Origin of the sequence: Actinoplanes xinjiangensis (assembly GCF_003148685.1) — a bacterium.
Taxonomy (GTDB): Bacteria; Actinomycetota; Actinomycetes; order Mycobacteriales; family Micromonosporaceae; genus Actinoplanes; species Actinoplanes xinjiangensis.
Genome location: NZ_QGGR01000014.1, coordinates 1 through 17,688 on the forward strand (window position 1 = coordinate 1; position 17,688 = coordinate 17,688).

General features: G+C 73.3%; 17 protein-coding genes. 2 read left to right on the top strand and 15 right to left on the bottom strand.

Features of this window, described 5'->3' with window-relative positions:
• The 13 genes from BC793_RS50710 to BC793_RS28205 form a co-directional block, all read right to left on the bottom strand.
• Positions 1–651, bottom strand: a 651-nt coding sequence (locus tag BC793_RS50710; RefSeq protein WP_211340651.1) for a tetratricopeptide repeat protein, incomplete at its 3' end; no start/stop codon positions are given.
• Complete coding sequence (locus BC793_RS28150) at positions 558–1,175, bottom strand: hypothetical protein (protein ID WP_109597750.1); 618 nt, start codon at positions 1,173–1,175, stop codon at positions 558–560. The genes BC793_RS50710 and BC793_RS28150, both read right to left, overlap by 94 nt.
• A 131-nt stretch (positions 1,176–1,306) precedes the next feature.
• The gene (locus BC793_RS28155; RefSeq protein WP_109597757.1) at positions 1,307–1,891 is read right to left on the bottom strand and encodes a GNAT family N-acetyltransferase; all 585 of its coding nucleotides are present in this window, start codon (positions 1,889–1,891) and stop codon (positions 1,307–1,309) included.
• 204 nt (positions 1,892–2,095) lie between these two features.
• Complete coding sequence (locus BC793_RS28160) at positions 2,096–3,088, bottom strand: DNA topoisomerase IB (protein WP_109597764.1); 993 nt, start codon at positions 3,086–3,088, stop codon at positions 2,096–2,098.
• A 57-nt stretch (positions 3,089–3,145) separates the two neighbouring features.
• Complete coding sequence (locus BC793_RS28165) at positions 3,146–4,105, bottom strand: glycosyltransferase family 9 protein (protein ID WP_109597771.1); 960 nt, start codon at positions 4,103–4,105, stop codon at positions 3,146–3,148.
• Complete coding sequence (locus tag BC793_RS28170; RefSeq protein ID WP_109597778.1) at positions 4,102–4,782, bottom strand: SDR family oxidoreductase; 681 nt, start codon at positions 4,780–4,782, stop codon at positions 4,102–4,104. The genes BC793_RS28165 and BC793_RS28170 overlap by 4 nt, the downstream gene beginning before the upstream one ends.
• 3 nt (positions 4,783–4,785) lie before the next feature.
• Positions 4,786–6,255: a PfkB family carbohydrate kinase gene (locus BC793_RS28175; protein ID WP_109597785.1), complete on the bottom strand. Its 1,470-nt coding sequence runs from the start codon at positions 6,253–6,255 to the stop codon at positions 4,786–4,788.
• On the bottom strand, positions 6,252–6,935 hold the full coding sequence (locus BC793_RS28180; RefSeq protein ID WP_109597792.1) for a D-sedoheptulose-7-phosphate isomerase: 684 nt from the start codon (positions 6,933–6,935) through the stop codon (positions 6,252–6,254). The genes BC793_RS28175 and BC793_RS28180 overlap by 4 nt, the downstream gene beginning before the upstream one ends.
• A gap of 56 nt (positions 6,936–6,991) precedes the next feature.
• A complete protein-coding gene (locus BC793_RS28185; RefSeq protein ID WP_109597799.1) occupies positions 6,992–8,194 on the bottom strand; it encodes a glycosyltransferase in 1,203 nt (400 codons plus the stop codon).
• The gene (locus tag BC793_RS28190) at positions 8,179–9,090 is read right to left on the bottom strand and encodes a glycosyltransferase (protein ID WP_109597805.1); all 912 of its coding nucleotides are present in this window, start codon (positions 9,088–9,090) and stop codon (positions 8,179–8,181) included. Before BC793_RS28190 ends, BC793_RS28185 begins: the two co-directional genes overlap by 16 nt.
• Entirely contained in the window at positions 9,087–10,664 is a 1,578-nt protein-coding gene (locus BC793_RS28195) for an HAD-IIIA family hydrolase (protein WP_239169920.1), read from the bottom strand. The genes BC793_RS28190 and BC793_RS28195 overlap by 4 nt, the downstream gene beginning before the upstream one ends.
• Positions 10,661–11,854 carry a glycosyltransferase family 2 protein gene (locus BC793_RS28200; protein ID WP_158319403.1) on the bottom strand — a complete coding sequence of 398 codons (1,194 nt, stop codon included), beginning with the start codon at positions 11,852–11,854 and terminating at the stop codon, positions 10,661–10,663. Before BC793_RS28200 ends, BC793_RS28195 begins: the two co-directional genes overlap by 4 nt.
• On the bottom strand, positions 11,851–13,494 hold the full coding sequence (locus tag BC793_RS28205) for a carbamoyltransferase family protein (protein ID WP_109597811.1): 1,644 nt from the start codon (positions 13,492–13,494) through the stop codon (positions 11,851–11,853). The genes BC793_RS28200 and BC793_RS28205 overlap by 4 nt, the downstream gene beginning before the upstream one ends.
• A 150-nt stretch (positions 13,495–13,644) precedes the next feature.
• On the opposite strand from BC793_RS28205, the gene BC793_RS28210 reads away from it, so the two are divergent.
• Positions 13,645–15,051, top strand: a complete 1,407-nt coding sequence (locus tag BC793_RS28210; protein ID WP_109597818.1) for an aldehyde dehydrogenase family protein — start codon at positions 13,645–13,647, stop codon at positions 15,049–15,051.
• A 126-nt stretch (positions 15,052–15,177) separates the two neighbouring features.
• Positions 15,178–15,615 (top strand): nitroreductase family deazaflavin-dependent oxidoreductase, encoded by a 438-nt coding sequence (locus BC793_RS28215; RefSeq protein ID WP_109597825.1) that lies wholly within the window; start codon positions 15,178–15,180, stop codon positions 15,613–15,615.
• Positions 15,616–15,801: 186 nt separating this feature from the next.
• Here BC793_RS28215 and BC793_RS28220 read toward each other — a convergent pair whose 3' ends face one another.
• On the bottom strand, positions 15,802–16,734 hold the full coding sequence (locus BC793_RS28220) for a glycosyltransferase family 2 protein (RefSeq protein WP_109597831.1): 933 nt from the start codon (positions 16,732–16,734) through the stop codon (positions 15,802–15,804).
• The gene (locus BC793_RS28225; RefSeq protein WP_109597838.1) at positions 16,731–17,684 is read right to left on the bottom strand and encodes a TIGR03557 family F420-dependent LLM class oxidoreductase; all 954 of its coding nucleotides are present in this window, start codon (positions 17,682–17,684) and stop codon (positions 16,731–16,733) included. The genes BC793_RS28220 and BC793_RS28225 overlap by 4 nt, the downstream gene beginning before the upstream one ends.
• Between the last annotated feature and the right edge of the window lie 4 nt (positions 17,685–17,688).

Consider the following 17,688-nt stretch of genomic DNA (forward strand, 5'->3'; position numbering starts at 1 on the left):
CGACGCACCCCCGCCCGACGCACCCCCACCCGACGCACCCCCACCCGACGCACCCACGCCCGACGCACCCACGCTCGACGCGCCTCCGTCCCGCGCGCCCCCGTCCCGCGCCAGGACCGCCGCGGCGGCCAGTTCCAGACCCTCGGCCAGCGCGGCGGGCCGGCGCCCCGCGCGGGCCAGCGCGATCGCCGACTCGGCGTGACCGCGGGCGGCCGACGGGTCCACCGGCAGGGCGGCCCAGCCGGCGGCGGCGTACGCGGTGGCCGCGGTGAGACTCGTCGCCTCGGCGACCGCCCACCGGCCGGCGTCCCGGGCCACCACGACGTCGCCGGACGCGGCGAGCACCCGGGCCAGCCCACACAGCGCCGGCACCAGCGCCTGACTGAACCCGCGCTCCCCCGCCACCGCCACCGCCTCCTCGAACGCGGCCCGCGCCTGCACCAGATCACCGCGCGCCTCGTGCGTCTCCCCGAGCCCGGCCAGCGCATACGCGACCCCGGCGGCCCCGGCCCGCTGCAGCACGGTCAGCGCCGCCCGGAATCCGTCCCGTGCCTCGGTCAGCCGTCCGGCCCGTACCAGAATCTCGGCCCGGTTGTTGTGCACCAGCCCGAGTCCGTTCGGATGGGCGTCCGGCCCGATCCGAACCGCCACAACACGTGATCCAATTCGGCCAGGGCACCGGTGAGGTCACCCTCCTCCATCCGCTGCGACGCCCGGTTCGTCCGGATCCGCAGCTGCTGTGTACGGTCCTCGCAGCGCTCGGCAGCGGCCAGGCCCAGGGCATAGTGCCGCTCGTTCGCCCGCCGGGCCCCCTCGGCCGCCGCGAGCAGGGCGAGTGCGGTGTGCGCGGCGGCCAGCGCCCGTGGTTCCCCGGCGGCGCCGGCGAGTGCCCGGTCCGCCAGCTCACGGCAGGCGGCCACCTCACCGCGAGCCCACGCGACACTCGCCGACCAGGCCGCGAGCAGCGCGCGATCGGCATCCGCCCCACCCGGAGACACCAACGGGGGTACGGCCGAAGCACCCGCCAGATCACCCCGGAGGTAGAGCACCATCACTGCGGGCCAGGCGTCCCCGGCATCGAGGCGATCCCCGGCCTCGACGGCCCGCTCAGCCTCGGCCACGGCGAGTTCCCAGTCACCGGCGTCGGCGTGCCGCAGCACGGCGTTTTCGGACATGCGCGCCAGTATGGCCTGCTCGGGCCACGGTGTGATCCCGTCAAGTGGCTGGTCCGCGGGGGCCGCTTGATCGAAACCGGTAACTGCTCCACAAGCTCGCCCACATCATGCGCGTCCCTGTGGCCAGGTCGTCAGCCGGGCGGCTCCCGGGTCACGTCGCCGCGTAGTTCTCGCAGGTCGAGGGCGTACAGCAGGGTGTCGTAGCGGGCCGCACCGACGGCGACGAAGTTCGCCAGCCGCCCGTACCGGTGGAACCCCAGCTTCTCGTAGAGCGCCGCCGCACGGGTGTTGTCGCCGCGCAGGTCGAGCGTGAGCATCTCGACCTGCCGGTCCAGAGCCGCCGCGATCAGGGCCGACAGCAGGCTCCGGCCCAGCCCGGCCCCCTGCCGCGCCGGATCGACGGCCAGTTTCTCCAGGTCGGCGTGCGGCCGGTGGGTGGGCCGCCGGTAGCGCCGCCAGTACCCGAACCCGGAGATCTCCTCCCCCGTGTCCCCGCCCGCCGTATACGTCACCGCGATCGCGGCCGCTGCTTCCCCGCCGGGAATGTCCGCGACCAGTCCGTCCAGCAACTCCCGGACCTCCGCTACCGTCGGCGGCTCCACCCAGCCGAGCGCGGCCCCGTCGGCGACGAGCCCGCGCAGCAACCCCGCGATGCCGGCCACCTCACGCTCGCTGAACCCACCGTTCCCGACCAGCCGAACCTCCGAGTCCCCCACCCATCCAGTCAACCAGACCCGAGCCCCTCGGCTGGCCCTCACCGCTGTCTCGAACCCCCCGAGACAGCGGTGGGAACCAGCCGAGGGTGACGGACCAGCCCACAGTGACAGGCCCGCCGAGGGCGACGGACCGCAAACCCGGCTGGACGTCACCGCTGTCTCGAAGGGTCCGAGACAGCGGTGGGGACCAGCCGGGGGTGGGGGTCAGTCTTCGGTGAGGAGGGCGCGGACCTGTTTCTCGGCCTTGGCCGGGGGGTCGGCGGGGGTCGCGTCGATCACCTCGCCGTCGGTGTAGGCCTGCACCACCCGGGGGTCCACGTAGGAGTTGCGGGCCACGGTCGGGGTGTTGCCGAGCAGGTCGGCGACCTCACGCATGGCGTGGGCGACGGCCTTCTTGCGCTTGGTGGGGGTCGGCTGGGGACCGGCCTCGGCCAGGGCGGTGGCCGCGCGGACGGTGCCGTGCCAGGTGCGGAAGTCCTTGGCGGTCATCTGTTCGCCGGTGACGTCGCGGAGGTAGTCGTTGACGGTGTCGGCGCGGATCTCCTGCCAGCGGCGGCGGCCCGGATCCCAGTAGGCGAACAGGCGGTCCTCGCCCCGGCGGCGGCGCTTCAGATCGCGGAGCACCGCGCAGACCTCGCCGTTGCCAACGGTCGCGGCGTGTTCGATACCGGACTTGCCACGGAACTCCAGGAGTACGCACCCGCCGCTCGCCCGCAGGTGGTCGGGCCGGAGCGTGGACAGCCCGTAGGTGGGATCCTCCTCGCGGGCGGCGGACTCCTCGCCCCCGACCCGGAACATGCCCATGTCGAGGAGGCTGACGATCGCGGCCAGCACGCGTTCACGGGTCAGGCCCCGGCCGGTCAGGTCAGCACGCAGCCGGTCACGGACCTCGGGAAGGCGTTCGGCGACCTCCAGGGCGTGGTCGAACTTGGCGCGGTCCTGTCTCTCCCGCCACTGCGGGTGATAGAGGTACTGCTTGCGGCCGGCCGCGTCGACCCCGGTGGCCTGGATGTGACCGCGCGGGTCCGGGGAGATCCAGACGTCCCGCCATGCCGGCGGAATGACCAGGCCCTTGATGCGCTCGACGGCCTCGGTGTCACGCAGCGGGGCGCCGTCGGTGTCGAGATAGGCGAACCCCTTCCCGGCCCGGCGCCGGGACAGGCCGGGCCTGCGCAGGTCACTACGTCGCAATCGCACGGCTGTCACCGTCTCCCGTAGCCGGGACCGACCGCCGGCCGTCGCCTACGGCGGTGATCATGAGCGGGTCACCGCCGTGGGCGACGGACGGCGGGTGGGGTGGGCGGACTCCGCCTCGACGGCGGCGGCCAGGACCTCGTCCGGGGTGATCGCCAGCAGTGCCGGATGGACCGGGCCGGGGAGGTCGCCCCGTTCACTGCGGGTCCCGTGCCAGAGCGGGCGGTGGTAGGGACGGCCGGCGGGCGGGCCCCAGCGTGCCGGGGAGACCGGGCCGAACAGGACCACCGACGGGGTACGGTACGCGGTCGCCAGGTGGGCGATGCCGGTGTCGCCGCAGATCACCAGACGTGCCGAGGCGACCAGGGCGGCGAGTTCGCTCAATCCGGTACGCGGGACCGCCTCTTGCGTGAGGCCCGCGAGCTCGGCGACCCGTACACACAGGTCGTGCTCTTGCGGCGAACCGGTGACCAGGACCCGGTGGCCCGCGGTGACCAGACGGCGTGCGACGGCCGCGAAGCGGTCCGGAGGCCAGCGCCGGGCCGGGGATTTCGCGCCCGGATGGATGATCGTGACGCCCGGGGTGACGTCGGCGTCCGGGACGTGCAGGTCCAGATCGGACTCGTCGCAGGCCACGCCGTAGTAGCGGGCCAGCCGGCACCAGCGGCGGACCTCGTGCTCGTCGTCGTGCCAGCCGGGACCGTCGTGATGACCGGCCGCGCGGCTCGCGAACGCCCACAGCGTGTCCGGGTGCAGCGCCTGGAGGCGGCGATGCGACTCGGGGCCGGAACCGTGCAGGTTGACGGCGAGGCGGGGTCTCGCGGGCGCCGCGTCGAGGGGTTCCAGCTCCCGGGCCGGGATGATCCGGTCGACGCCCCCGATCGTGAGAATCAGCGGCGTGAGCCAGGCGGGGGCGGCCAGACTCAGCGTCTCGCCGGGGAAGGCGGCGCGGAGCCCGCGCAGGGCGGGCACCGCGGTCGCCAGATCTCCCACGCCGAGAGCGCGCAGGACGAGAATCACGGGTACGAGCTCTCCGTCTCCGCCGCGACGACGAGTTCGCGGACCGCGCAGCCGGCCGGCTGGCTGAGCGCGAACACGACCGCGGCGGCCACGTTCGCCGGGTCGTTGAGGATCGCGTCCGGGCCCGGCTTGTACTTCGCGTCCCGCTCGTCGAAGAACTTCGTGCGCATGCCCCCGGGGATGAGCAGCGTGACGTTGACCTGGCCGGCGAGTTCGGCGGCCAGCGCCCGGGTGAAGCCGACGACACCGAACTTGGCGGCGCAGTAGGCCGTCGCGTCCGAGACCGCCTTGATCCCGAGTGTCGAGGAGATGGTGACGACCCCACCGTGGGTCTGTTTGAGAGCCGGGACCGCGGCGCGGATCACCGCTGCCGTGGCGAGCAGGTCGACCGCCACGATCCGGTCCCAGACCTCGCCGGGGATCTCCTCCAACGTGCCCGGCACGTCCATGCCGGCGGCCGTGACCACACCGTCGACGCTGCCGCCGGCGCGGGCGATCAGGTCACGGGTCGCCTGCTCGGCGGCGCGGGTGTCGGCGAGGTCGCACTCGATCCACTCGACACCCTCCCGCGGTGCCTGACGGTCGATGACGTACGGCCGGCCGCCGGCCTTGATCACGGCGTCGACGACGGCGGCGCCCAGGCCACTGGACCCTCCGGTGACGATGACGGCATCCATGCGTTACCTCCTGCGTGCTTCGGCGATGGTTTTCGTGGTGGAGCGGCCGTCCAGGTAGGGGACGATGACGGTCTGACCGCCCCAGCGCTGCACGACCTCGGTCTCCGGGAGCGTGTCGTAGTCGCCGCCCTTCACCCAGACGTCGGGTCGCAGCCAGGTGAGCACCGGCTCGGGGGTGGGCTCGTCGAACACCACCACCGCGTCGACACAGTCGAGGGCGGCGAGCAGACGGCTCCGGTCGTCCTGATGGGTCAGCGGGCGGCCCTCGCCCTTCAGCCGGCGGACCGAGTCGTCGCTGTTCAGGCAGACGATCAGGCAGTCACCGAGAGCGCGGGCGGCGCGCAGGGTGGCGAGGTGGCCGGTGTGCAGCAGGTCGAAGCAGCCGCCGGTGGCGACCACCGTGCCGCCGCGGGCGTGGACCTCGGCGGCCAGACGGCCGGCCTCGTCGGCGCCGATCCGCTCGGGGCCGTCGCCGACGGTCCTCTGCCGTCCCGCGCCCGGTCCCCGCCCGGCCCGGCCCGGCCCGGCGGCACCGGGGCCGCGCCCGTTCGCGCCCGGTCCGCCGGCATGCGCTCCGTGCCCGTTCTGGCCCTTCAGCTCGGCGATGCCGCCGGTTCCGGCCACATAGCGGCTGGCGGCGTCGACCGCCGCCGCCACCGCCTCCGAGACGAGAGCACCGTTCGCCAGCGCGACCGCCGCCGCGGTGGCGAACGCGTCACCGGCGCCGCAGGTGTCCCCACCGGAGGTCTCCGGCACCGGGACGACCAGTGGTGTCGGGCTGCCCTGGCAGAGCACCGCTCCCTCGGCGCCGCGGGTGACCACCACCGCGCCGGCCTGCCAGCGCTGCCGCAGGGTGTGGCCGGCACGCTGCGCGGTGGAGAGCCCCGAACCGTGACCCGCGTCGCCGGACAACCGCCGGGCCTCGCCCTCGTTCGGGGTGACCAGACGGACGTTCGGGACGGGCGACGGGCCGTTCGGGTGCGGGTCCCAGACGACCGGTGCCTTCGACGCCTCGATCGCCGCGCGCAGCTCCGGATGCCGGGCCACACCACGGCCGTAGTCGCTGACCAGGATCGCGGTGGCGTCACGCAACAGTTCCAGCACGGCGGCCGGGGCCTCACCGGGCGGCTGGGGCGGGCCGCCGCGGTCCAGTCGCAGCAGTACCTGACCGGCGGCTCGCAGCCGGATCTTCTCCGGCGTCGCACCCGGCAGCGGCAGCGCGTACACCTCGACGCCGGCGGCCGTGAGCAGCTCGTTCAGCCGGGCCCCCGCGGCGTCCGTGGCTATTGCGGTCACCAGGGCGACCTCGTGGCCGTGTGCGGCGGCGAGCAGGGCCGCGAGGCCCGCGCCGCCGGGACGCTCGTGCACCGTCTCCTCGTCGAGCACGGGTGCCGGGGCGTCCGGGGCGATCCGGGTCACGGTGCCGTGCACGTCCCGGTCGAGAAGGGTGTCGCCGACGATGACAATCCTCATACGTTGACCATCTCCTCGAACTCGTCGCGGTCCAGACCGAAAGGGAGATCACGCGCCGGTCCGGAGCGGGCCGGGCGGGAGCCGGCCGGCTCGGCGGGAAGATCCCGGTCGCCGGTGAACATCGGCAGGTAGCGGTCGACGTACTCGCACATCAGATGGACCGAGACGAGGTGCAGCTCCTGCACGACCTGACTGTCCGGCGACGGGCAGCACAGCGCCTCGTGGCACATGTCGGCCAGCGGGCTGGGGCCTTCCCCGACCATCGCCCAGGTCCGCATGCCCACCTCCTTCGCGGCGCGCACCGCCGTGATCAGATTCGGACTGCGCCCGCTGGTGGACATCACGATCAGGATGTCGTCGCGGCGGCCGTGCGCCCGTACCTGCCGGGCGAAGACCTCCTCGAACCCGTAGTCGTTGCTGATCGCCGTGACCGCCGACGAGTCCGGGGTGAGGGCGATCGCCGACAGTGGCATCCGGTCCTCGCGGAGTTTGCCGACCAGTTCGGCGGCCAGATGCTGGGCCTCGGCGGCGCTGCCACCGTTACCGGCCACCAGCAGCCGTCCGCCGCCACCGAGATGCCGGGCCAGGTGCGCACCCCAGCGGGCCAGCCGCCCGGCCTGCGCCCGGTACGGCAGCAGCGCCTGGATGAGCCCGGTGAGATGCGCGTCCAAGGGGTTCATGCTGTGCTCCCTGAAGTCCGGCGGAAAAGCGGGATCAAGAGACTCGCGGCGCTCGCTCATGCCGCGACCTCCAGATCCGCCACGGTGGCGTAGACGGCGGCGAGCCGTTCGGCGACCCGGGGCCACGAGTACGAGGCGGTGGCCCGGTCGGCGGCCGCGGCCGCGTACCCGAACCGGCGCACGTCGTCGGCGACCAGGCGCCGGAGTGCCGTGGCCAGGGCCCGCGGGTTCCGGGGTGGGACGAGATCGCCGGTGATCCCGTCGACGACGGTGTCGGTGAGGCCGCCGACCTCGGTGGCGACCACCGGCACGCCGCAGGCCATCGCCTCCAGCGGGGTGAGCCCGAACGGCTCGTACCAGGGCGTGGCGGCCAGCACGTCCGCGGACCGGTACCAGGCCGGCATCTCGTGGGCGGGGACGGCGCCCACCAGGGTGACCCGGTCGGCGACCCGGCAGTGCTGGGCGAGGGCCTGAAGACGGCGGGCGTACGGGTCGGCGCGCAGCCCCGCGGCGGGCGGCCCGCCGACGACGACGAGTTCGGCGCCGGGTACCGCGGGCATGGCCCGGATGGTGTCCTCGATGCCCTTGCGCTCGACGAGCCGGGCCACGGTGAGGATCCGGGCGAGCCCGGGACGGCGCGGGACGGCCGGGCCGCGATCACTGAACCGGTCGGTGTTGACGCCGGACGGCACCAGTGACATCCGCGAACGCGGCACGCCGAGGCGCAGGAGTTCGCCGATCTCGTCGCGGCACTGGACGACGATCCGGTCGGCGGACTGCCCGATGTGGCGTTCCAGGCTGATCCGCCGGGCCGGGCTGGTGTCGGCCGTACCCTGATGGCGGCGTTTGACCGAACCGAGGGCATGGAACGTCTGGACGACCGGGACGTTGCAGGCCCGCCCGGCGTCGAGGGCGGCGAGCCCGCTCATCCAGAAGTGCGCGTGCACCACGTCGGGCATCCACTCGGCGCGCCAGTCGGCGGCCGTCCACTCGGCGAACGCCCCCATGTACGGCAGCAGATCGTCCTTCGGCAGCACGGCGGCCGGCCCGGCCGGCACGTGCACGACGTCGACGCCCTCGATCATCGGCACCACCTCGGGCCGGTCCGGGTCGTCCCGCCGGGTGTAGACGCGCACCTGGTGGCCGTGGCCGGCGAGCGCGGTCGCGAGTTCGGCGACGTGCGCGTTCTGCCCACCCGCGTCGACACCACCGAGCGCCGCGAGCGGGCTGGCGTGTTCCGAGATCATCGCGATGCGCATGTTTCCTCCTCCAGCAGTCGGTCCCAGTCGGCGAGGAAGCGGTCGAGGCCGTACCGGGTGAGCGCCACCTGCCGGGCGCGGGCGCCGAGGCGGGCGGCCTCGGCGGGTTCCTCGAGGAGCCAGTGGGCGGCGTCGACGAGATCGCCGACCCGGGTGGACAGGACACCGGCGTCGGGGGGCACGGCGGCGACCGCCTCGGTGGTGGCGAGGGCGATCACCGGCATGCCCATCTGCATGGCCTCGATCAGGCTCAGCCCGAGCGACGTCCACCGGCACAGGTGCAGGTAGGCACGGCGCTGGGCGACCGCCTCGTGCATCTCGTGCTGCGGCAGGTCCTCGTACACGCCGCAGCCCTTCAGGTCGGCGACGCCCATCCCGAAGACGTCCAACGACGGGAAGCGACCGAAAAGATCAGTTCCGGTCACCCGGCCGCGCCGAACCGGTTCGTTCGTGACCACCGCCAGCCGTTCGAGAGAGCCGGTCCACCGGGCGGTGGGCTCGACGATCCCGTGCTCGATCACCGTCGTCCGGGTGCCGCCGCAGTCCCAGAACAGCTCGTTGAAGTGGGTGACGTGCGCGATCAGGACGTCGTCGCGGTCGGCGAGCGGATGCCGGCTGTACGGCACGTCGCCCTTCGGGGTGTTGTGCTCCACGTAGATCACCGGCACGTGCGGCGGGATCAGGTCGAGTTCCTCGGGCCGCTGGGCGATCGCCACGTCGACGTCGCGGATCTGGTCGAGCGGCATCTCCTCCACCGAGGCGGGCCACGGGAAGGTACGGGCCCGGCCGCGCCCCCACTCGTCGCGGGCCTGGTTGACCGGCACCAGATAGCGGTGTTTGCCCTGGACGAACGATGTCGTCCAGGAGCCGTGCACGTGCCAGAGAAGGATGTTCACGCGGCCACCTCGTCGTGGTTCGGTTGCGGGGCGGTGACGCCGAGCAGGCGTACCGCGGTGCGGACGTCGTCCGGTGTGATGCCGGACAGGCAGGGATGACCGGGAACCGGGCAGCGGGTGGCCCGGGTGTCACGGCAGGCCGCGGCGGCGTCACCGAGACGCACCGCGGGGACGCGGTAGGGGCCCCAGCGCCCGTACGGGACGGTGGGGGCGTACAGGCTGATCACCGGGGTGCCGACGGCCGCGGCCAGGTGTGCCGGGCCGGTGTTGGCGACGATCAGACAGCGTGCGCCGGAGAGCAGTGCTCCGAGTTCGGCGAACGGCATCGGCCCGGCATCCTCGGCGGCGTCCCCGGCTACGTATGCCGCGAGGTGCCGCTCCCCCGGCCCGCCGGTCACCACGACGCGGTGCCCGTCAGCGGCGAGCGCGGCCACGATCCGGCGCAGATCGTCCGGCGGGCAGGACCGCGCCTCGCAGCTCGCACCGGGATGAACCACCAGGTAGTCGCCGGGCGGGCGGTGCGGCACCGTCACCCGCAGCCGCCCGTCGTCGGATTCCGGAAGACCGAACCCGGCCGCTGCCGCGACGCTGCGGGCACGTTCCGCCTCCGGCAGTTCATCCGGTACGCGGTGACGCACGTCCAGCAGCGAGCCGGGATAGTCGTCGCTGATCGCGGTGATCCGGGCGATCCCGGCCATCCGCAGCAGCAGCGCCAGTGGCAGCGCCGACTGGTGGAACGACGTGAAGATCACCGCCTCGTCCACGCCGGCCCGCCGCAACCGTTCGGTGAGAGCGCGCATGTCGTCCTCGTCGACCGGCCCGGGTTCCGGGTCGATCCACGGCAGCCGCCATTCGATGACCTCGTCGACGCCGGGCAGCAGGTCGGCGGCGGCCCGTCCGCGCGGTCCGCAGAGCAGGACGACCCGGTCGGCGCCGGCAGCGAGCGCGCGGATCGCCGGTCCGGTGACCAGGACGTCGCCCGCCGAGTCCGAACGCACCGCCAGGACCCCTCCGGGCCGTATCGGCCGGGATGCGGGTATCAGCAGCTCCTGGCGTTGCAGAATGAGATCAGCGGCGGCGGTGAGATCAGCGGCGCGGTGCGGGGCCGCGGCGATCTCGGCCGGCCGGGTGACGGCGGTCGGCACCAGGATGCCGGTGGCCCCGGCGGCGAGCGCGGCCTCCATGTCACGACCGATGTCCCCCACGACGGCACATCGCCAGGGTGCGACACCGAGAGCGGCCGCCGCGGCGGTCACCATGCCCGGTGCCGGTTTGCGGCAGCCACAGCCGGCGCCGTCGTCGTGCGGGCAGACCTGCCAGGTGTCGAACGGCCCGAGCAGCTCCTCGACCCGCCGGTTGACGGCGTCCATCTGGTCGGCGGTGAACCGGCCGCGGGCCAGCCCGGACTGGTTCGTGACGACGCCGAGCCGCAGCCCGGCCGCCCGCAGCCGGTCGAGGGCCTGCTTCGCACCGGGCATCGGCTGGACCTTCGCGGGGTCACCGTTGTAGGGCACGTCCACGACGAGAGTGCCGTCCCGGTCGAAGAGCACCGCTTCGAGAAGCGTTCCGGTCACCGGCGCGCTCCGGCTCTGCCGCCGGCGATGCGCCCGCCATCCGGAATGCGGGCATCCCCACCGTCCGGGTCGCGGTCACCGGCGGAGTCGGGAAGGCTGACGGCCGAACTCGGGGCGGTGACGCGGGTGGGGGCCGGGGAGATTTCCGGCAGGGGCTTGGCGCCGCGCCAGCGGAACCAGCCGCGCACCCAGTGGGCGATCGCCACCGGCGGGATCGCGACGCTGGTCAGGACCATGGTGGTCACCTCACGGCGGTCGCGGGGACCGGGCATGATGCGGGCCGCCGCGAACTCCGCCGTGCCTGCCGCCCAACCCGCGGCGGCCAGGGCGGCGGCGACACTCCATCGCCGGCTGCCGGTGCCGGGGACGGCACCCGATCCCCGACGGCCGGTGCCCGGGGTGACGGCTGATTCCCGACGGGCGGTGAGCAGGTGGGCGACGGTGCAGGCGGCGGCGGTGGCCAGGCCGGCGGTGATCAGTGCGTGCCGGTGGCGGCGGCCGGGCGGGATGCCGAGGCTGGTACGCCACTGCGGCCCGTACATCCGGCGCAGCAGGGCGTCATCGGCGTTGCCCCGTTGGACCCTCAGGCTGACCCAGCGCGCCTCCGGCCGTACCGGATGAGTGGTTGATCTCTGGCCGAGCCGCAGTCGCCAGCCGGCGCGCCGGATGCGGTGAGCCAGTTCGGCGTCCTCGCGGAAGGCCCGCGGCAGGCGTTCGTCGAAACCGCCGACCCGGGAGAGGGCCGCCCGGCGGTAGGCCATGTCCGCGGTGATCCATTCGCCGGAGGCGAGGCCCGCGGTGACCCGCTCCCAGTCGGTCGGCCGGCGGCCGTCCGGCAGCGGCACCCGGATCCGGCCCTGCACGCCGCCGACCTCCGGGCGGGCGTCGCGCAGGTCGCCGAGCAGCCGCCACGCCCAGCCGGACTCGGGAAGGACGTCGTCGTCGAGGAACGCCACCCACTCATGGCGGGCGGCACGCCATCCGGCGTTGCGGGCGGCGGCGGGTCCGGCCCGGCGGCCGGCGACGACGCGGGCGGTGCTCTCGGTGGGAAGAGCAAGGGGGGTACGGATGTCCGCCCGATCGTCCACGACGATCAGTTCCATCCCGGCCGGAAGGGGGCCGAGCGCCCGCAGCATCTCGGCGAGACTCGGCCGGCCGAGGGTGGGAACCACGACGCTGACGGTGTTCACCGGGGCTCGCTTCCGCCGCCGAAGACCTGGCTGCGGTGGACGGCGAACGGGCCGATGGCGAGCAGGTCCACCGGCGCCGACCCGAACAGTTCGAGAGCCTCGCGCGGGGTGTCGACCATCGGGCGGCCGGCCGTGTTCAGTGACGTGTTCACCACCACCGGCAGCCCGGTGAGCTGCTCGAACTCGGTGAGCATCGCGGCCACGAGCGGCTCGGTGTCGGTGTGGACGGTCTGCACCCGGGCGGTGCCGTCGACGTGGGTGACCGCCGGGATGCGGTCGCGCCATTCCGGCTTCACCCGGTGCACGAACAGCATGTACGGGCTCGGGAAGACACCGTCGAAGATGTCGTGGAAGCGTTCCGCGCGGACCATCGGCGCGATCGGGCGGAACTGCTCGCGGCCCTTGACGTCGTTCATCCGGGTCTGGGTGTCCCGGTCGCCGGGATGGGCGAGCAGTGAGCGGTGGCCGAGGGCGCGTGGCCCGTACTCGCTGCGGCCCTGGTACCAGGCGACGATGCCGTTGCGGGCCAGCACCGCGGCGGCCTCGGCGGCGATCGACGCCGGCCGGGTGTAGGGAACGGCGGCCCGCCGCAGCTCGGCCTCCAGTTCGTCATCACTCCAGCCACGCCCCAGAGCGGCGGTCGTGAAGGGCACGTGCTCCGAACCGAGAGCGAGCGCCGCACCGAGAGCGGTGCCCGCATCGCCGGCGGCCGGCTGCACCCACACCCGGTCGAACGGTCCCTCGGCGGCGATCCGGGCGTTGGCGACACAGTTCAGGGCGGTGCCGCCGGCCATGGTCAGCGTGGACAGGCCGCCGGACGCGTCGTACGTCCATCGGGCCAGATCGAGCAGCACCTCCTCGAGCCGCGCCTGGACGCTGGAGGCCAGGTCGGCGTGCGCCTCGGTCATCTCGCCGTCGGCGGCACGGGTCTTCGCGAGGGCGTCCCAGTCGATCCGGTCGATGGTGAATCCGCCCGCCCCGTCGGCCCGCACGAGTTCCCGCAGCAGGCCGAGGAACCGGGGTCGCCCGTAGGAGGCGAGGGCCATCACCTTGTACTCGTCGCTGGAGTGCAGGAAGCCCAGGTGGCGCGTCAGGTCCTCGTAGAGCAGGCCGAGCGAGTGCGGCAGTTCCTGGCAGCGGAACGTCTCCAGTTTCCCGCCGCGGTACGCCCCGGCCAGGTGGCTGGCCGACTCACCGCGCCCGTCCAGCACCAGAACCGCGCTGTCCTCGGGCACGCTGAGCCCGGCCGACGCCGCGTGCGCGACGTGATGTGGCACGAACCGCACCTGGTCCGGGTCGAGGCCGGGCAGCGCGGTCGCCAGGAACTGCGGGGCCCGGCGGGCGTAGTCGGCGCGCAGGTGGTCCCACGGGTCGCCGAGGTTCAGGTCGGCCTGGTCCCGGCAGAGGGCCGGATCGAAGGAGTAGGCGACCGCGTCCAGGTCACCCGGGCGCAGCCCCGCCTCCTGAAGACACCACGCGGCGGAGAGCTCCGGCAGCTCCCACGCCGAGAACGGTACCGGCCGCTTGCCGTGTTTACGGCGGCTGAACCGCTCCTCCTCCGCGGCGGCGAGCACACGACCGTCGACGATCAAGGCAGCCGATGGATCATGAAAGATCGCGTTGATCCCGAGAACACGCATAGCAGCCCGCTTACCCGGACTTCTCTCGCTTACTCACATGATCATTGACTTCTCCAATTTGCGGGACATCGGCGCTGACCTGCACGTTTCCCAGGGGTGTTTGCTATGGGCCAAGGTTTTATGCGATGCACTTCGGGAAGACTGCCTCTCATGTACGAGGCCGCTCAGCTCATCGACGGACGGTGGTCCACCGGCACCGCCGGACGCATCCTGACCGTTACCGACCCCCGCGACGACAGCCCGGTGACCCGGGTCCCGGTCGCCTCCGACGACGACGTGTCCGCCGCCGTCGGGGCCGCCCGGCGGGCCGCCCCCGGCTGGGCGCGCACCGCTCCGGCCGCCCGCGCCGCCGCCCTGCACGCCGCCGCGAACGCGATCGAGGCCGCCACCGGTGAACTCGCCGAGACGATGGCCGCCGAAATGGGCAAGCCCGCCGACGGTGCGGCCGAGTCCATCGGTGCCGGCGTCGCGACGCTGCGCCAATACGCGGAACTCGGCCCCACCCACCGGGGACGGACCCTGGCCGGCAACGACGAGGCGATCGACCTGATGGCGTACCGGCCGCGCGGCGTCGTCGCGGTGATCACCCCGTGGAACGATCCGGTCGCCGCCTCCTGCGGACTCCTCGGGGCGGCCCTGGTCACCGGCAACACGGTGGTGTACAAGCCGAGCGAGCGCACCCCGGCGACCGGCTGGCGACTCGCCCGACTGCTCGCGCCCCACCTGCCCGACGGGGTGCTCAACGTGCTCCAGGGCGACGGGCCGGCCGGAGCAGCGCTCGCCGGCGCCGAGGTGGACGTCGTGGCGCACGTCGGCTCCACCGCCACCGGCCGGGCCATCGCCGCGGCCTGCGCACGGACCGGGGCGAAAGCACTGCTCGAGAACGGGGGCAGTGATCCGCTGATCGTCGACGCCGGCGTCGACCCGGTCTGGGCGGCCGGGCAGGCGGCACTCGGCGCGTTCGCCAACTCGGGGCAGATCTGCGTCGCCGTCGAACGGATCTATGTGCACGCCGATCTCGCCGACGCGTTCGTCGAAGCCCTCGCCACCGAGGCGGAGACGTGGGGCAAACAGATCGGGCCCCTCGTCGACCGGCGGCTGCGGGAGGCGGTCCACGGTCAGGTGCGGGACGCCGTGCGTGCGGGGGCGACCCTGGTGTGCGGTGGATCGGTGCCGTCGGGGCCGGGTGCCTACTATCCGCCGACCGTGTTGTCCGGCTGTAGCGACGACATGGCGGTCATGCGGGAGGAGACGTTCGGGCCGGTCGCGCCGGTGGCGGTGGTGCAATCCTTCGAGGAGGCGCTGACCAGGGCGGCCGATTCGCCGTACGGCCTCGCCGCCACGGTCCTCACCGGATCGATGAGCCGTGCGCAGCGCGCCTGGCGGGAGTTGCCCGCCGGCACGATCAAGATCAATGCGGTGTTCGGCGGGGCGCCGGGCGGCGCGGCCCATCCGCGGCGGGCCAGCGGGCAGGGCTTCGGGTACGGCCCGGAACTCCTCGACGAGCTCACGGTCACCACGGTCGTCCACCTGGAGGCGCCGCCCTCCGGCTGGTAGCCACCCGGACAGCCGATCTCCAATCGAATGCTCCATTTAGAGAGCACTGCTCTTGACAGTGAACAGCGTTCCGCGGTTCACTTGTGTCAGGCGAGAGCAGTGCTCTCTAAATCATGAGGAGCGACCATGCGGTACCTGGCCCCGAAACGCGGTGCGAACGCTTTCAACTCCTTCGCCAAGTGGCTGACCTCCCGCGGCATCAGCCTCATGGGCAGCCGCGTCATCGCCATCCGCGGCCGCAAGTCGGGGGAGATCCGCACCACCGTGGTCAACCTGTTCGACAAGGACGGTGAGCGCTACCTGCTCTCCCCGCGCGGTCACACCCAGTGGGTGCGCAACCTGCGGGCCGCCGGCGAGGGCGAGTTGCGCCTGGGCCGCCGCACCGAGACGTTCACGCCGGTCGAGATCGCCGACGCCGAGAAGCCCGAGCTGATCCGCCTCTACCTGCGTAAATGGGCCTGGGAGACGGGCGCCTTCTTCGACGGTCTCAAGGCCGACTCCCCGGAGGCCGACATCGCTGCTGCGGCCCCCGGTTTCCCGGTCTTCCGTATCGTCACCCGCTGACAACGCCGCCCGCGATAGGCGACGCCCACACCGTCAGTGGGGAAACGCCGGCATCACGGCCGCGTTCCCGACATCCGCCATCTGCGAAGGCTATCGACGCCGGCGCAAGACCTTCGATGTCGGTGATACGGCCGGGCAGCAGGCACCGCCCGAGTTCGTGTGCCTGCTGCGTCTCCGCGGTTCGGGTCAGGTGTCCAGGCGGGTGAGTGCGGCCTCGGTGGACGGTGGCAGTGGACGGCGATGGCGCAGCGCCCAGGGGAGAGCGCGGGCCACGTCCCACACCGCGGGCGGTGACTCCCGGAGGGTGGCGGCCACGGTTCGGGCCACGACCGCTGGTGGACGGCGGAGCAGGGCCGTGAGCAGGCGGTTGCGGGACTCGATGCGGTGGCGGGCACCGGTGTCGCGGCCGGCGGGAAGCGGGAAGTGGCGTACCACCAGGTCCGGGCAGTAGCACAACCACCAGCCGGCCGCGGTCATGTCCATGGCCAGGAGGGCTTCCTCGCCGTACACGAAGAGGCGCGGCTCGAAACCGCCTGCCTGGAGGAACGCCTCCCGCCGGACCACGACGGCGCAGGAGAGGAAGCCCAGCACCGGCGGGCCGGGAGCGCCCGGCGGCGTGCCGAGCGGGGCGGCGGCCTGGGCGGCGGAGATGGGGTCCGGGCGGGCGTCCGGGCCGATCAGCACCTGCGCGGTGAGCAGGCCCAGGCGCGGGTTCGCGTCGAACAGCGCCGCGGCCCGGGCCAGGGAGCCCTCGGTCCAGTAGGAGTCGTCGTCGGCGAACGCGACGTACGGGGTGCGGGCCCGGTGTACGCCCTCGTTGCGGGCGGCGGCGCCCCGGTTCTCGCCGAGCCGGACCACCTCGACGGCCGGGAACGCCTCGCTGATCGCGTCCGGGCTGCCGTCGGTGGAGGCGTTGTCGACGAGGATCACCGGCGCGCGATGCTCCGGCATCGTCTCGAACAGCCGCTCGCGCCGATCGCGGGTGGCCACCACGACGGTCACCCGCTCGCTTTCCGGAGCACCGCCCGCGGCGGTGAGCAGGGCTGGAGATCCGGCCTCGGCGCCGGTGGGGTGCGGGGCCGCCCGCGACGGGCGGCCCGTGGTCGGTGACACGGTCATCGGGTCAGCCGCCCCCGCAGTTCCTTGGCGAAGAAGTCGAGGAAGCCGTCCGGATCGGGCCCGGTGTTCATCAGAACGATGTGGTCGAATCCGGCGTCGGTGTACTCGCGGAATCTGGCCACATACGGCTCGGGGTCGGGGCCGGCGGTCAGGAAGCCGCGGATGTCGTCCTCGGTGACGGTGGCGGAGGCGGCCTCGAAGTTGACCGGGTTCGGCAGCTCGGCCATCACCTTCCAGCCGGTGACCGCCCAGCGGGTGGTGCGGTGGGCCTCGGCGACCGCCTCCTTCTCGGTCGGCGCCCAGGCGACCGGCATCTCCGCGTACTTCGGTCCCCGGCCGCCCTTGCCGGTGAACGTCTCGACGAGGTCCGCGCGGGGTTCGGTGGCGAACAGGCCGGTGCCGTGGGTGGCCGCGAGTTCGGCGGCGGCCGTGCCGCCGGCCGCCACGGCGATCGTCGGCGGAGTCTCCGGCAGGTCGAAGACGCGGGCGTCCTCGAGCTGGAGATACTTCCCCTCGTACGACCGGTAGCCGCCCTGCCAGAGCAGGTTGATGATGTCCAGCGCCTCACGCAGGCGCTCGTGCCGTTCGCGGACACTGCCGAAACCCTGCCCGACGACGTGCTCGTTGAGCCGCTCCCCCGATCCGACGCCGAGCGTGAACCGCCCGTCGGAGAGGATCGCGAGCGTCGCCGCGGCCTGCGCGATGATCGCCGGGTGGTACCGCACCGTCGGGCAGGTGACGCCGGTGGCGAGCCCGAGCCGGGAGGTCTGTACGGCGATGGCGCTGAGCACGTTCCACGCGAACGGCGAGTGCCCCTGCACGTCCAGCCACGGGTGGTAGTGATCGCTGATCTCGACGAAGTCGAAGCCGGCCTCCTCGGCACGGATCGCCTGCCGGACGAGTTCCTTCGGGTCGAACGCCTCTGCGGCGAGCTTGTATCCGAGTCTCATGGTG